This is a genomic window from Aquibaculum sediminis (assembly GCF_040712085.1).
GTDB lineage: Bacteria > Pseudomonadota > Alphaproteobacteria > Kiloniellales > DSM-21159 > Aquibaculum > Aquibaculum sediminis.
In genome coordinates this window covers 206,779-221,115 of the sequence record NZ_JBFCVK010000002.1, presented here as the reverse complement: position 1 = coordinate 221,115, position 14,337 = coordinate 206,779, and the positions used below count along the sequence as shown (strand labels likewise).

At 69.1% G+C, this 14,337-nt stretch carries 13 protein-coding genes and 1 other RNA gene; 3 read left to right on the top strand and 11 right to left on the bottom strand.

Translation table 11 applies throughout. The features are described from left to right. The 6 genes from ABZ720_RS03725 to ABZ720_RS03700 all read right to left on the bottom strand — a co-directional run bounded on the left by ABZ720_RS03725 (window position 1) and on the right by ABZ720_RS03700 (window position 5,681). On the bottom strand, window positions 1-408 hold the full coding sequence (locus ABZ720_RS03725) for a division/cell wall cluster transcriptional repressor MraZ (RefSeq protein ID WP_366553946.1): 408 nt from the start codon (window positions 406-408) through the stop codon (window positions 1-3). A gap of 461 nt (window positions 409-869) precedes the next feature. Beyond that, window positions 870-1,247: RNase P RNA component class A (gene rnpB / locus ABZ720_RS03720), an RNA gene on the bottom strand. A gap of 59 nt (window positions 1,248-1,306) precedes the next feature. Continuing rightward, entirely contained in the window at window positions 1,307-2,011 is a 705-nt protein-coding gene (locus tag ABZ720_RS03715) for an N-acetylmuramoyl-L-alanine amidase (protein WP_366553944.1), read from the bottom strand. A 7-nt stretch (window positions 2,012-2,018) separates the two neighbouring features. Then, window positions 2,019-2,906 carry a DMT family transporter gene (locus ABZ720_RS03710; RefSeq protein ID WP_366553942.1) on the bottom strand — a complete coding sequence of 296 codons (888 nt, stop codon included), beginning with the start codon at window positions 2,904-2,906 and terminating at the stop codon, window positions 2,019-2,021. Next, window positions 2,903-4,747, bottom strand: coding sequence for an ATP-binding cassette domain-containing protein (locus tag ABZ720_RS03705; RefSeq protein ID WP_366553940.1), 1,845 nt, complete (start codon window positions 4,745-4,747; stop codon window positions 2,903-2,905). Before ABZ720_RS03705 ends, ABZ720_RS03710 begins: the two co-directional genes overlap by 4 nt. A 145-nt stretch (window positions 4,748-4,892) precedes the next feature. Further along, entirely contained in the window at window positions 4,893-5,681 is a 789-nt protein-coding gene (locus tag ABZ720_RS03700) for an aspartate dehydrogenase (RefSeq protein WP_366553938.1), read from the bottom strand. Between the two features lie 203 nt (window positions 5,682-5,884). Between ABZ720_RS03700 and ABZ720_RS03695 the strand changes: the two genes are divergently transcribed. From ABZ720_RS03695 to ABZ720_RS03685, 3 genes are read left to right on the top strand one after another with little or no spacing between them, the layout of a single operon-like run. Further along, the gene (locus ABZ720_RS03695) at window positions 5,885-8,113 is read left to right on the top strand and encodes a xanthine dehydrogenase family protein molybdopterin-binding subunit (protein ID WP_366553936.1); all 2,229 of its coding nucleotides are present in this window, start codon (window positions 5,885-5,887) and stop codon (window positions 8,111-8,113) included. Further along, window positions 8,110-9,084 (top strand): dihydrodipicolinate synthase family protein, encoded by a 975-nt coding sequence (locus ABZ720_RS03690; RefSeq protein ID WP_366553934.1) that lies wholly within the window; start codon window positions 8,110-8,112, stop codon window positions 9,082-9,084. The genes ABZ720_RS03695 and ABZ720_RS03690 overlap by 4 nt, the downstream gene beginning before the upstream one ends. Window positions 9,085-9,098: 14 nt before the next feature. Beyond that, complete coding sequence (locus ABZ720_RS03685) at window positions 9,099-9,650, top strand: 3-hydroxyanthranilate 3,4-dioxygenase (protein WP_366553932.1); 552 nt, start codon at window positions 9,099-9,101, stop codon at window positions 9,648-9,650. Between the two features lie 3 nt (window positions 9,651-9,653). Here ABZ720_RS03685 and aac(3) read toward each other — a convergent pair whose 3' ends face one another. From aac(3) to ABZ720_RS03660, 5 genes are read right to left on the bottom strand one after another with little or no spacing between them, the layout of a single operon-like run. After that, window positions 9,654-10,466: an aminoglycoside 3-N-acetyltransferase gene (gene aac(3) / locus ABZ720_RS03680; protein WP_366553930.1), complete on the bottom strand. Its 813-nt coding sequence runs from the start codon at window positions 10,464-10,466 to the stop codon at window positions 9,654-9,656. A 35-nt stretch (window positions 10,467-10,501) separates the two neighbouring features. Continuing rightward, window positions 10,502-11,491: an ABC transporter ATP-binding protein gene (locus tag ABZ720_RS03675; protein ID WP_366553928.1), complete on the bottom strand. Its 990-nt coding sequence runs from the start codon at window positions 11,489-11,491 to the stop codon at window positions 10,502-10,504. Continuing rightward, window positions 11,488-12,459, bottom strand: coding sequence for an ABC transporter ATP-binding protein (locus ABZ720_RS03670; RefSeq protein WP_366553927.1), 972 nt, complete (start codon window positions 12,457-12,459; stop codon window positions 11,488-11,490). The genes ABZ720_RS03675 and ABZ720_RS03670 overlap by 4 nt, the downstream gene beginning before the upstream one ends. After that, complete coding sequence (locus tag ABZ720_RS03665) at window positions 12,459-13,292, bottom strand: ABC transporter permease (protein ID WP_366553925.1); 834 nt, start codon at window positions 13,290-13,292, stop codon at window positions 12,459-12,461. The genes ABZ720_RS03670 and ABZ720_RS03665 overlap by 1 nt, the downstream gene beginning before the upstream one ends. After that, window positions 13,292-14,233, bottom strand: a complete 942-nt coding sequence (locus tag ABZ720_RS03660; protein WP_366553923.1) for an ABC transporter permease — start codon at window positions 14,231-14,233, stop codon at window positions 13,292-13,294. Before ABZ720_RS03660 ends, ABZ720_RS03665 begins: the two co-directional genes overlap by 1 nt. Between the last annotated feature and the right edge of the window lie 104 nt (window positions 14,234-14,337).

Below are 14,337 nucleotides of genomic sequence, written 5' to 3'. Positions count from 1 at the left end.
TCACTCCCCCTGCGGTCGACGGAGCGGCAGGGACAATCCCTTGTCGCCCATCTTGGAACGCGCTTGGGCCTTGTAGGCCTTGAAGATTTCCGGCTCCCAGATGTGGAAGAAACGGCCAAGGCCGGCGAACACCGCTTCCTCGGTGATGCCGGCATGTTCCAGAAGATCGTCGGGCAACTGCACTCGACCCCCGCTGTCCCAGGCAAGCTGGCGCGCGTCGGAAAAAAGACTGAAGGCCATCGCCTCCTGGTCATCCGAGAAAAGGTCGAAGGTCTGATCGACGCTCTCCATCAGGTCGGTCATCAAGCCCAATCCACAGCCCTGCACCGCCTGCGCCCGCGGCGCAGCGAAGCAGACAATGCCGGGGAAGGAATCGGCGGCGAGAACTTGACGAAAGGGGGCCGGCACCGACACGCGTCCTTTGCGGTCTACCTTATTGAAGAAGGTCCCTAAAAATGGCGCTCGCGTGGCCACCCCGATCTCCTGCCGCTGAACCGATCCGCTTACCCCACCCCCTGAACCGATCCTTGGCGGCTGCGGTTAGTGCCCGACATCTCTGCCGAACCCGTCCCGACACTGGCCTCTGCTCACTTTCAAAAATCCCGCGCGCATGGGTTTCTTTGGGCGGCATATGCCCGTGCTGGGATTAAATGGGATATCATGGGTCTGTGTGGGCGTCAATGGGAACGCAAGTAATGCCAGCGACCCCGAGAAGATAAAAACCGGCACAATTCCGCGCTTCTTGCCGTTTCGGGCATCCAAGGCCAAGCAAGGCCACGCAAACGACACGCCGGGCTCCGAGAAACCCAACAAAAGCTCTCGTTCTCTTTATGTTCTATCGTTGAATACAGACCCGCGGCGGGAAAGCAGGCGCCAGACGGCCTGTAAGCCGGGTTCTGTCCACCGCCCGAAAGGCGGGGGATGGCCATTCATCTGGGACGCTCGTCGCCGAGCGCCTCGCGCGACCTACCCGGGCGGCAGCGCGGAAACGCGCCTGGCCTTGCGGCCCACCGCCCCTACTCGGTCTTGCTCCCGGTGGGGTTTACCGTGCCATCCCCGTTGCCGGGGACGCGGTGCGCTCTTACCGCACCCTTTCACCCTTACCGCACAAGAGCGCGGCGGTTTGCTTTCTGTGGCACTTTCCCTAGGGTTGCCCCCGCCGGGCGTTACCCGGCACCGTGTTCCCGTGGAGCCCGGACTTTCCTCCCCCGCGTCAAGGACGCGAAGGCGGCCATCCGGCCGTCTGGCGCTGGCAGGATGTAGGCACTCGCGCCCGGTCGGTCAACGCGCCAAAGGGCGCAGGCTATCAGCTTCCGTCACGCGCCGCTGCGCAGAGCCCTGCCACCGCCGCAAGGCGCCCGGCCGTTTCCGCATCCAAATGGCCATCCACCCGGGCCGGCCGGAAGTGCCGCTGAAAGGCCCGCAGCACGGCGGGAAGGTCCTCCTCGAGATAGCCGTAGCCGATCGTCGCGAGGGCCTGTCTTGCCTGCGTCTCGTCCGGTACCAGGACAGGCGTCTCCTCCGGCCAAAGGCCATGCCCGGCGGCGGCCAGGCGCGCCCAATCGAAGAGCTCGCCTGGGTCTTCCTTGCGCAGCGGCGCCACATCTGCATGGCCCACCACGTTCCAGCGCGGGATGCGCCAGCGCACCCGCAGCACCGCCAACAGCTCCAGCAGGCAAGCCATCTGGGCCTCGGGAAAGGCGCGATAGCCCCACTCATGCCCCGGATTGACCAGCTCGATGCCCAGGGAGCGGTCGTTGATCCCCTCCTGCCCTTCCCAGCGCGAGAGGCCGGCATGCCAGGCGCGGCGGCTTTCCGGCACCAGGCGCCAGAGCGTCCCGTCTTCCTCGATGCAGTAGTGGGCCGAGACCCGCGCCGCCGGATCGCAGAGGCGCGCCATCGCTTCTTCGGCGCTGCGCATGCCGGTGTAGTGCAGCAGGATCAGGTCGGGATCGCGCTCGCCGGGGCGGGCGTCGTGGTTGGGCGAGGGCCGCTCTCTGATCAGGGGCATGGCGCCATCACACCCGCTTGCTGGCCACGGCGGCAATCTTCGGCCGGCGCAGCACCACGATGCCGACCCCGCCGACGGTCAGGAGGCCGCCCAGGGCAATCGACCAGGTGAAGGGCTCACCCAGGACAAACACCCCTGACGCCACGCCGAGCACCGGCACGACCAGCGTGATCGGCATGGCCTGGTTCATGTCGTAGCGCATGAGAAGGCGATACCAGAGACCATAGCCCACCACCATCACCGCCAGCGCGTTGTAGGCCACCGCGCCCCAACCGATCCAATCGGCCTCTTGCAGCGCCGGCCAATGACCGCTTTCCGTGAGCAGGGAGAGCAGCAGGAGTTGCGGCCAGGCGAAGAGGGCCATCCAGGCCGACACGCACCAGGGGGAAAGCTCCGAGACCTTCTTGACCTGCACATTGGACAGAGCCCAGACCAGCGCCGCACCGATGACCATGGCCAGCGCCGTATAGCTGCCCTCGAGCCGGGGCTCTCCTGCAATGACAACCACGCCGCCGAAGGCCGTCGCCAGTCCAACGGCTCGGCGCCAACCCAGCTTGTCCCCAAAGAAGAAGGCCGCCAGCAGCGCCGCGAAAGGCACCTGAAGCTGAATGGCGATTGCCGCCGTCGATGCATCGATGCCGGCCAGGCCGGTGAACATCAAAGCGAAGTGCAGGGTTCCCAAGGTCACCGACAGCGCGATGATCTCCCGCCAGCGGCCGTGCGGCGGCGGGACGAAGGGCAGCAGCACCACCGACACGATCATGAAGCGCAGCGCCACCAACAGCATGGGCGGGAACTGCTCGAGGCCCGTCTTGCTGACGGCGAAATTGAAGCCCCAGATCAGCACGACCACGGCAAAGAGGCCGAAGTCCAAGGGTTTGATCGGCTTGCTCAAGCGCCGCCGTCCTGCGCCAAGCGCTCGCGCTTTTCCTCCAGCTCCAGCCAGCGCTCCTCCGCCTGGGCGAGGCGTGTCTGCAGGTCCGTGAGCGTCGCGCTCGCCGTCTCGAAACCGGCTGGGTCGCGGGCATAGAGACCGGGGTCGGCAAGCTTTTCTTCCTGGGCTGCCACCTGCGCCGACAGCTTCTCCATCTCGGCCGGCAGGCCGTCGAGCTCGCGCTGTTCCTTGTAGGACAGCTTGCCCGCAGGCCGCGGCGCTGCAGGGCGGCGGGCCGGACGGCTGCGCGACGATGCCGGGGCGGGGGTCGTGCGCGCATCGGGCAGTCCTCCGGCCTGGCGGACCGCATCGGAGAAGCCGCCGGGATACTCCCGCGCGCCGCCGCGCCCATCCAGCAGGATCACCGAGGTGCAAAGCCGGTCGAGAAAGTCGCGGTCGTGGCTGACCAGGATCAGCGTGCCCTGATAGTCGTCCAGGACTTCGGCCAGGAGGTCCAGGGTGTCCATGTCCAGGTCGTTGGTCGGCTCGTCCAGCACCATGAGATTGGACGGCTGGGCGAAGGCCCGGGCGAGCAGAAGTCGGTTGCGCTCGCCGCCCGACAGCGCCTTGACCGGCTGCTGCGCCTGACTCTCTTCGAAAAGGAACTCCCGCAAGTAGCCGACCACATGCTTGGGCTTGCCACCCACCATGACATTGTCGCCGCCGGCCGGGCAGAGCACGGACCAGGGCGTGGCCTCGGGGTCGAGGACGCTGCGCTTCTGGTCGACCACCTCGATCTCGAGGTTGGTGCCCAGCGTGACCTGACCTGCTTCGGGCTCCAGCCGGCCGAGCAGGAGGTTGATCAGCGTGGTCTTGCCGGCGCCGTTGCGGCCGACGATGCCGACCCGGTCGCCGCGACGAATGCGGGTGGAGAAGTTCTCGACAATCGGCAGGCGGCTCCCGTCCGGCACGGTGAAGGCCTTGCTCACCCCCTCGGCCTCGATCACCAGCTTGCCGCTGGTGCCGGCTTCCGCCGCAGCCATGCTGGCCTGCCCCTGGCGGTTGCGCAGCATCTCCCCGCGCTCCTTGCGCAGGGTCTGCAAGCGGGCCAGCCGCCCCTGGTTGCGCTTGCGCCGCGCCGTCACGCCGCGGTGCAGCCAGTGTTCCTCGCGCTCGATCTGCTTGCCCAGGCGATAGAGCTCCTGGGCCTCGACGTGACGGATCTCCTCCGCCCAGTCGTCGAAGCGGTCGAAACCGGCGTCGAGCCGATGCACCTGCCCCCGGTCGAGCCAAAACACCCGGTTGCCCACCCGGGTCAGGAAGGCGCGGTCGTGGCTGATGGTGAGCAGGGCGCCGCGAAAGCGCGCCAGTTCGTCCTCCAGCCACTGGATGGTCGGCAGGTCGAGATGGTTGGTCGGCTCGTCGAGCAACAGCACTTCGGGCTCGCCCACCAGCGCGCGGGCCAGCGCCGCGCGGCGCGCCTCGCCGCCGGAAAGCGTGCCCAGGGCGGCAGCCGGGTCGAGATCGAAGCGATCCACCAGCGCATCGACGCGGTAGGACTCACTTTCCGCACCGGGCGGCAGGCCTTCGGCGATGTATTCGGCGACCGTCTGCTCCGGCGGCAGCGTCGGTTCCTGGGGCAAGTAGGACAGCCGCACGCCCGCCTGCACCACCCGCTCCCCGGCGTCGGGCTCGACCAGTCCGGCCAGCACCTGCAGCAGCGTCGACTTGCCGCTGCCGTTGCGGCCGACCAGGCAAGCTCGCTCGCCGCGGAAAAGCAGGAGGTCCAGTCCGTCGAACAACGGTTTGCCCCCGAAACCGAGGGAGACCTGCTGCAAGGCGATGAGGGGGGCTGCGTTCATCCGCTGACGGGAATTCGGTCAGGGCAGAAACGGTGGAGGAAGATCACGCGCATGCCCCGCTTATTCCATGCCCCGCCAGCGCGAAGCAAGGCACGCCACGGCAAGGGCCGCATGTGCTGGAAGCATGGCAGGGACAGGTGAGCGATCAAACGACGAGTGCCGCTTCCCGGTTCGCCAGATAGCGCAGCAGGGAATAGACGGTCAGCAGAGAGGTGCGGGGATTGTCCGGCGCCGCATAGCCCTCGCCGCTGTAGCTGATGCGCCCGGTGACGCCCTCGGCCTCGATCTCATGGCGATTGCCACCGGCGGCGGGGTCCGCCACCAGTTCCACCTGGGTCTCGTCGAGGCCGAGACCGGCGAGCCCGACAATGGCCGCCACATTGGCATTCTTGGGAAAGGCGCTCGCCGCCTCGCGCGCCGTGCCGCTGAAGAAGGTGGTGGCGGTCGAGAGGCTGTCCAGCGCGCAGCGGTCCTCGGCCGCCGAGCCGCGCCAGGCGGCCGGAGGCTTCACCCCGCGGTAGGTGACCTGCCGCAAGCCGGCCAACCGCATGGCGGCCAGTGCGTCGATGGCACCGATGGCGCCGGCCGGGACCACCAGGCGCGTCCCGCCCGCCCGGGCTGCAGTGCTCAACCGCTCGGCCAGCGCGGTATCGGTCAAGGCTGCTGCCGAGGCCGCCGCCAGTTCAATGCCGGCCTGGAGAATGCTCTCACCGTGCTCAGCAACCGCGCCGGCGCCGGCGGCCTCGACCACCACGTCCGGCTTCGCGGCGAGCAGGGCGTCCAAAGAGTCGACCAACGGCAGTTCGGAATTCCGGCCCGCGCGACCCGGGCGTACCAGGATCGCAGCGAGTTGAGCCCCCGGCGCCTTGCCGGCGGCGACCTCCTGCAGCAGCAGACGTCCGATGGCCCCCTGGCCGATCAAGGCAAAGCGCATGTGCCAATCTCCCGTGCGTTCAGTGGCCTGAAAGCTACCTCATCGTCCCGGCTGCGACGAGACCGCACAAGGGACCGCGACGTGGGCGTTGTCCCTCCCGCCTTGCTTGCGCCACACTGCGCCGGCTCCGACCATCTCAATGGGAACCCGCCTCCTTGTCCGCGCCGCCCTCCTCCGCATCGCATCGCCCGGCTGACAGCGTAATGGGCCAGCCCCTGCCGCGACGCGAGGATGCCGCCCTGCTGCGCGGGCAGGGGCGCTTCATCGACGATCACGCGCCGCCGGGCTGCCTGCACCTGGCCTTTCTGCGCAGCCCGCTTGCCCACGGGCGCATCACCGGCCTGGACTGGGCCGCGGCCCGCGCGATGCCGGGCGTGGTGGCGGTGCTGACCGCGGCCGATGTGCGCGGCCTCGGGCGCCTGCCGGTGAACCCCATCGGCGGGCCGGTAAATCCACCCCCCTTCCCTATCCTGGCCGGCGACAGCGTCCAGGCCCTGGGACAGCCGGTGGCCGCCGTGGTGGCCGAGACCCTTTCCGCCGCCCTGGATGCCCTGGAGCAAATCGACCTCGACATCGAGCCGCTGCCCGCCCTGCTCACGCCGACAGCGGCGCTGGCGGGCGACAGCCTCTATCCCGAGGTGCCGGGCAATCTCGCGCTCGAGCGGCACTACAGCCTCGGTGACGCCCGCGCGGCCTTCGATGCCGCTGCCGTCGTCGTCGAGGCGCAGATCCGCCACCCGCGCCTTGCGCCCAGTTCCCTGGAGCCGCGTGCCACACTGGCGCAGTGGGATGCCGAGGCGGCCCGCCTGACGCTCTGGTCCGGCACCCAGACACCGCATCGCCTGCGCAGTGACATGGCGGCCATCCTGGAACTCAACCTGGAACAGGTGCAGGCCATCGCGCCGGACGTGGGCGGCGCCTTCGGGCTGAAGGCGTCGCTCTATCCCGAGGACGTGGTGGTGGCCCAAGCCGCCCGGCTGCTGGGGCGGCCGGTGAAGTGGGTGGCCGGCCGCGGCGAGGAACTGCTGTCCGGCACCCACGGACGCGGTGCGGAAAGCAGCGGCGCCCTGGCACTGGACCGCGAAGGACGCATGCTGGCCCTCGAAGCGGACTTCCTCTTTCCGCTCGGCTACTGGATGCCCTTCAGCGGTGCAGTGCCGGCCTGGAATGCCGCGCGCATCCTGCCCGGCCCCTATGCCATTGCCGACTACAGCGTCACCAGCCGCGCGGTCGTCACCAACACCGCGCCGCTCGGCATCTATCGCGGCGCCGGCCGGCCGGAGGCGGCCCTGCTGCTGGAGCGGCTGGTGGAGGAAGCAGCGGACCGGCTCGGCATGGACCCGCTGGAGCTGCGCCGGCGCAACCTCGCGCCCACCCAGGCCGGCGACCCCGCCAGCGGCCGCGATTCCAGCGACTACCAGGCGCTGATGACGGAGCTGGCGGCGCAAAGCGACTATGAGACCCTGCGCGCGGAAATCGCCCAACGCCGCAATCGAGGCGAAAAGGTCGGTCTCGGCCTTTCCTGCTATGTGGAGCCTTCGGGCCAGGGCTGGGAAAGCGCCCGGGTCAGCCTGCTGGCCGATGGCCGCATCCGCGCTGCCACGGGCTCCAGCGCCCAGGGACAGGGCCGCGAGACCGCCTTCGCACAGATCGTCGCCCAGGTCTTCGGAGTCGCGCCGGAACAGGTCGAGGTGCTGCACGGTGATACGGCACGAACACCGGCAGGCATCGGCGCCCTGGCCAGCCGCTCGACACCCATCGGCGGCAGCGCCCTCCTGCTGGCTGCGCGAAACAGCCGCGAACAGGCCTGCCGCCAGGCCGCCGCCCTGCTCGACTGCGCGCCCGAGGCCGTGCTGACCGACGAGGCCGGCCTGCACAGCAGCAATCGTGACGCCCATGTCTCCTGGGCCGAGCTTGCCCGCAAGAGCAACGATGCTTGCGAATGCGAGATCGTCTACGAAGCCGCCGGAGAGGCCTGGGGCTTCGGCGCCTGCCTGGCCGTGGCCGCCGTGGATCAGGAGACGGGCGCGGCACGGATCGAGCGGCTGATCTACCTCGACGACGCCGGCACCCTGGTCAATCCGCTGCTCGCCGAAGGCCAGATTCACGGCGGCATCGCGCAAGGGCTTGGCGAAGCGCTGCTGGAGCGGCTGGTCTACAACGAGGAGGGCGAGCTGCTCACCGGCTCGCTGATGGATTATGCCCTGCCGCGCGCCGACGACATGCCGGCACTGCAGCTCGGCCACCACAGCACGCCCTCGCCCTGCAATCCGCTGGGCGCGCGCGGCCTGGGGGAAAGCGGAAGCATCGGAGCGCCGCCGGCGATCCTCAACGCCCTGCTCGATGCCCTCAAGCCGCGCAAACTGGCTATACTCGAACCGCCACTGAGCAGCGAGACGCTCTGGCGCGCACTGCGAAAGGAACAGGAATGAAGCGCTACAGCCGCAAGGATGCCAAGGACCACGCTCGCGAGCACATGAAGGGCATCTGGGCCGCGGCGCTGACGCCTTTCCGGCCCGGCGACCTCGCCCTGGACGAGGAGGGCTTCAAGGCCAACCTGCGCCACTGGGCCGGCGAACTCGGCATCGACGGCGTCTTCATCGCCGGCAAGCAGGGCGAGTTCTTCTCCATGACGGTGCCTGAGCGCAAGCGCAGCTTCGAGCTGGCGGTGGAGGTGGCGAAGGAACGCCCGGGCGGGCGCGACTTCGGCACCATCATGTCCTGCTCCGATCAGAATCTGGACACGGTGATCGAGCTGGCACAGCACGCCGAGGCCATCGGCGCCGACTACATCGTGGTGCATGCACCGGTCCTGCACTTCGTGAACGACCGCGACGAGACGCTCTTCGAGTACTATCGCACCATCTCGGAGCAGGTGGAGATCGGCATCGCGCTCTGGAGCCACCCGGACAGCGGCTATCTCATGAGCCCCGAGCTCTGTGCGCGGATTGCCGACCTGCCGAACGTGGTGGCCATCAAGTATTCCGTGCCGCGGGAGATGTACGCCCGCCTCACCGAGATTGCCGGCGACCAGCTGATCGTCAGCACCGCCTCCGAGGAGGAGTGGCTGGACAACATCCTGGAGCTGGGCTGGCAGCTCTACCTCTGCTCCTCCCCGCCCTACCTGCTGCAAACCGCGAAGGACCGGCGCATGCGCGACTACACCGACCTCGCCTTTGCCGGCAAGGCGGAGGAGGCCCGGGCGGTGCGCGACAGCCTGGAACCGGTGCGCCAGGCGCTCAAATCGACGCGCCCCGGCGGCAAGCCGCAGGCGCACCAAAAGTACTGGCAGGAACTGCTGGGCCAGGTGGGCGGCCCGGTGCGCCGGCCCATGCTGCCGCTGACCGAGGCGGAGAAGACTGCCATCCGCGAGGCCTTCGCCGCCTGCGGTCTGCAGCGCTGACGGGAGAGATGACAATGAACCTGCACCCGCGCCTCAAGCCCTTCGACTTCCGCGACTGGCTCGAGCGGCACCGCCACCTGCTGAAGCCGCCGGTGCGCAACAAGCTGGTCTTCGAGGAGGCCGGCATGGTGGTCATGGTGGTCGGCGGCCCCAATCAGCGGGTCGACTTCCACGACGACCCGGTGGAAGAATTCTTCTATCAGCTCGAAGGCGACATGCTGCTGAAGGTCACCGAAGGCGGGACGATCTATGACGTGCCGATCCGCGAGGGCGAGGTCTTCCTGCTGCCACCCCACGTGCGCCATTCGCCGCAGCGGCCGGTGCCGGGCTCCGTCGGCCTGGTGGTGGAATCGCCGCGCCCGCCCCAAACGCTGGACGGCTTCGAGTGGTTCTGTTTCGAGTGCGGCAGCCGCGTCCATCGCGTCGAGGTCCCGGTGACCAACATCGTCACCGACCTGCCGCCGCTCTTCGACGCCTTCTACGCCGACGAAGAAGCCCGGCGCTGCGCCGACTGCGGCGCAGTACACCCGGGCCGCGAACCCCCGCCAGGCTGGGCGGCGCTGTAGTCATCACCCCGCCCCGTGACGCGCCTCCAGCCATTGCACGCCGAAGCGCACGATGTCTGCCGCATCGATGAGCTGACACTGCGCCGATCCCACGAGGCCGACCTTGTGTCGGCCCTGCTCGAGGTAGGCGCGCGCCATCAACTCGATGGAATCCGGCGCCCCCGCCCCGGCATAGCAATCGAGGATGCCGTTGGTGTCGAGTTCCTCCACCTCCCGCCAAACCTTGCCGCCGCCCGGCCCAAGGAGCGGCACGGCATAGCGCACGCGGCGCTTGTTCGGGATGTCGGCCAAGGCCTCTGCGTAATGCAGCACCGTCACTGAATTCGGCGGCGCCCCCAGCAGCAGCACTTGCCCACCGTGCGCAACGAAGCGCTCCAGCGGCGAACCCGGCCCCAGACCGCTGCCCAGTTCGTGCGGCGTCACCAATTCATCGGCCGCTGTTCCCCAGGCCCAGAAGGAGGCATCGGGATGGCCGCTGCGCCGCGAGCCGGGCATCTGCACCAGAAACCGGTTGAGCGCGCCGAAGCTGGGATGGGGCGCGGCATTGGCAGGATCGAAGGCCGGCCAGGTCTCCCGCTCGGCGGGCGAGAGCTGCCGGCCGTTCAGCGTTTCGTCGTAGGGCGAGTGCTCCCATGAGACGACGGCCAGCAGGCTTCCCTCGGGCCCCACGGCCTCGCCCAAGGCCGCCGCCACCTCGGCCGGTCCGCCCATCACGGGTCCTAGCGCGCGCAGCGAGGCGTGCACCATGACGATATCGCCGGGCGTGATGCCGAGTTCACGAAGCTGCCGGACCAGATCACCGCGGCTCACGGCCATGTCGCTTATCCCATCCTGATCTGGATGAGCAGCAACTATACCTGATGGCAGGCGACCTGTCGGCCGGGAGCGATGGGGCGCAGTTCGGGGGCTTCGCTGCGGCAGCGCGCCACCGCGAGCGGACAGCGGGGCTGGAATGGGCAACCACCGGCGGGCGCCGGCGCCGGGTCAGCGATCGGGCGGCGGCTGCGTCGGCGTGCCGGGTCCGGGCTCGGCACCGCCTCCAGCAGCAGCCGGGTGTAGGGATGGGCCGGTGCCTTGAACAGCTCGGCGGTCGGTCCCGTCTCCACGAAGCGCCCCAGATACATGACCGCCAGGCGCTGACAGACCTGCTCCACCACAGCGAGGTTGTGGCTGATCAAGAGATGGGTCAGGCCGTGGCTCTCCTGCAGGTCAAGCAGCAGATTGAGCACCTGGGCCTGTACCGAGACGTCCAGCGCCGACACCGGCTCGTCGGCCACGATGAGCGACGGGCGGGTGATCAATGCGCGGGCAATGGCGATGCGCTGGCGCTGACCACCGGAAAATTCGTGCGGGTACTTGCGGGCATCGGAGGCCTGCAGTCCCACCGCCTCGAGGCTAGCCGCCACACGCTCGCGCCGGCTGGGCGCATCGGCGCCATCGGCGAGCAGGCGCAGAGGCTCGGCCACGATCCGGCCCACGGACAGCCGAGGGTCGAGCGAACCGTAGGGGTCCTGGAAGACCATCTGGAAACCGCGCCGCCGCCGGCGCAGGGCTGCCGGTGAGAGCGACAGCAGATCCTCGCCCTCGAAGAGGACGCGTCCGGCGGTCGCCGGCTCCAAGACCATGAGCAGCCGGGCCAGGGTGGACTTGCCGCAGCCGCTCTCGCCCACCACGCCGAAGATCTCCCCCCGTTCGAGGGTGAGATCGACCCCATCCACCGCCTTGAAGACCGGCCGCTCGGCGAAGGGATGGACACGGGCAAGCGGGTGATGACGCGCCAGGCCCTCGGCAACCAGCAGGGGCGAACCCGTCCCCGATGGCATAGCGGCGGGCGTGCTCACGGCAGTTCCTCCAGGCGGATGCAACGCGCGCTCTGGCCGTCGGGCAGCGCCTCCCAGGGCGGAACCGCGGCGCGGCAGGCCTCGATCACGTAGCCGCAGCGGTCGGCGAAGCGGCAACCGCCCGGGCGGCGGCCCGGCTCGGGCACGCTGCCGGGAATGGTCTGCAGGCGCTGGCCCGCACCGGCCGGCACACCGCCGTGCCCGGGCATGGCCAGGAAGAGACCGCGGGTGTAGGGGTGAGCCGGCCGCGCGAAGATAGCCGCGCTGCTGCCGGTCTCCACCGGCATGCCGGCATACATGACCAGCGTGTCATCCGCCGTTTCCGCGATGACCCCCAGATCATGGCTGATCAGGATCAGCCCCATGCCCATCTCCGCCACCAGTTCGCCCAGCAGGTCGAGGATCTGGGCCTGCACGGTCACGTCCAGCGCGGTGGTCGGCTCGTCGGCGATCAGCAGCCGCGGCCGGCAGGCGAGCGCAATCGCGATGCCGACGCGCTGGCGCTGACCGCCGGACATCTGATGCGGATAGTCGTCGAGGCGCCGCGCCGCCTCGGGAATGCCGACGCGCTGCAGCAGGTCGAGAGCGCGCGCCCGGGCGGCGCGGCGACCCAGGTTCTCGTGCCACTGCACCCCTTCGGCGATCTGCTCGCCAACGGTCATGGCCGGGTTGAGGGCGGTCATGGGCTCCTGGAAGATCATGCCGATGCGCTTGCCGCGGATGCGGCAGAGGGCAGCCTCCGGCAGGCCGATCAGCTCGTCACCCTCCAGGCGGATGCTGCCGCTTGCGCGCGCAGCGGGCGGCAGCAATCCCATCAGGGCCAGCGCCAGCATCGACTTGCCCGAACCCGACTCCCCGACGACGCCCAGGGTTCGCCCGGCATCGAGGCGGAAGTCCACCTCCTCGACCAGCGCCAGGGGGCCGCTCGGTGTGGCGATGCCCACGGAGAGATTGCGCACCTCCAGCATCAGCGCTTGCGCCTCAGTTTCGGGTCGATGATGTCGCGCAGTCCGTCGCCCAGCATGTTGAGCCCCAGCACCGCCAGCGCAATGGCCAGTCCCGGCAGAACCGCCAGGTGCGGCGCCTGGCTCAGATAGGTTTGGGCGTCGCTCAGCATGCGGCCCCAGCTGGGATGCGGTGGCGGCATGCCCACGCCCAGGAAGGACAGCCCCGCCTCCGCCAGGATGGCCAGGGCAAGCTGGATCGTCGCCTGCACCACCAAAAGCCCGGCGATATTGGGCAGCACATGGTGCAGCGTGATCAGCACCGGCCCCTTGCCGGCCGAACGCGCGGCCAGCACGAAGTCCCTTTCCCAGACCTGCAGCGCAGCCGCGCGGGAAACGCGCGCGAAAACCGGAATGTTGAAGACGCCGATGGCGATCACCGCCGTGGACGCGCCGGGCCCAATCAGGGCGGCGATCATGATGGCGGAAAGCACCGCCGGAAAGGCGAAGGTGACGTCGGCCAGGCGCATCACCACCTCCTCCGCCCAACCGCGCCAGGCGGCCGCCAGCGTGCCGAGCAGCACGCCCCCAGCCATGCCCAGCAGCACGGCGACGAAGGCGATGGAGAGCGAGTTCCAGGCGCCCACCATCAGCAGCGAGGTGAGATCCCGCCCGAAGTGATCGGCGCCGAGCAAGCCGGCCTGCAGCGGCGGCGCCAGACGCTGGGTGATCTGGATCTGGGTCGGCGAGGCGGGCGTCCAAACCTGGGAGACGACAGCCGTGCCCAGCAGGAGCAGGGTGACCAGCCCGCCAAGAAACAGCGTCGGGTGGCGGGCGACTGTGCGCAAGGCCGTCATCACCCCTGCCTCAAGCGCGGGTCGAGCCAGGCATAGGCGAGATCGACCAGGAAGTTCACGACGATCACCAGCGCCGCGAAGAGCAGCACCACATCCTTGATCACCACCAGGTCGCGTTGGCTCATGGCCTGGAACAGCAGCCGCCCCAGGCCCGGCAGGGTGAAGACGTTCTCCACCAGGATCGCGCCGGCCACCAGGAAGGAGAACTGCATGCCCATCACCGTGACCACGGGAATGAGGGCGTTGCGCAGCACGTGCCGGCGCAGGGCGACGCGCCGGGTCAGTCCCTTGGCCCGGGCGGTGCGCACGAAGTCCTCGCCCAGTACCTCCAGCACTGATGAGCGGGTGACCCGCGCCAGGATCGCCGCCTGCGGCAACGCCAGGGCCACTGCCGGCAAAAGTAAGGCTTTCAGCGCCGCGACGGGATCGTCCCAGCCCGGAAAACCGCCGGCAGAGAACCAACCCAGATAGCTGGAGAAGAACAGGATCAGCAGCAGGCCGAACCAGAAGTTGGGAATGGCCACACCGATCTGGCTGAACAGCATGACGCCGTGATCGGCCGGCCGCTCGTGGTTGGCCGCCGCGAACACGCCCAGCGGCACCGCCATGGCGGTCGAGATCACGATGGCGAGGAAGGCCAGGGGAAAGGTGACCGCGAGGCGGTCGGCCACCAGTTCGGCGACCGGCACCTTGTAGGTCATCGAGAGGCCCAGGTTGCCGCTCAGCGCGCCACCGAGCCAGCTCAGGTAGCGCTCGTAGGCCGGGCGGTCGAGCCCCATCTCGCGGCGCAGGGCGGCCAGCGTGTCCTCGCGCGCTTCCGTGCCCAGCATGATCGCCGCCGGGTCGCCCGGCAGGATCTCGAGCACCAGGAAAATCGCGAGCGAGGCCAGCAGCAGCGTGATGGCCAGTGCCGTAAAACGCCGCAACAACAGAAAGATCATGCCCTGTCCGGCCTCACAGCACCCGGCCTTGCAGCCCCCGGCTTCACAGCCGCGTCACGGCCGCCTGTTCGCCTGCCCAGGCGGCCGGACACACAGCAGGCATC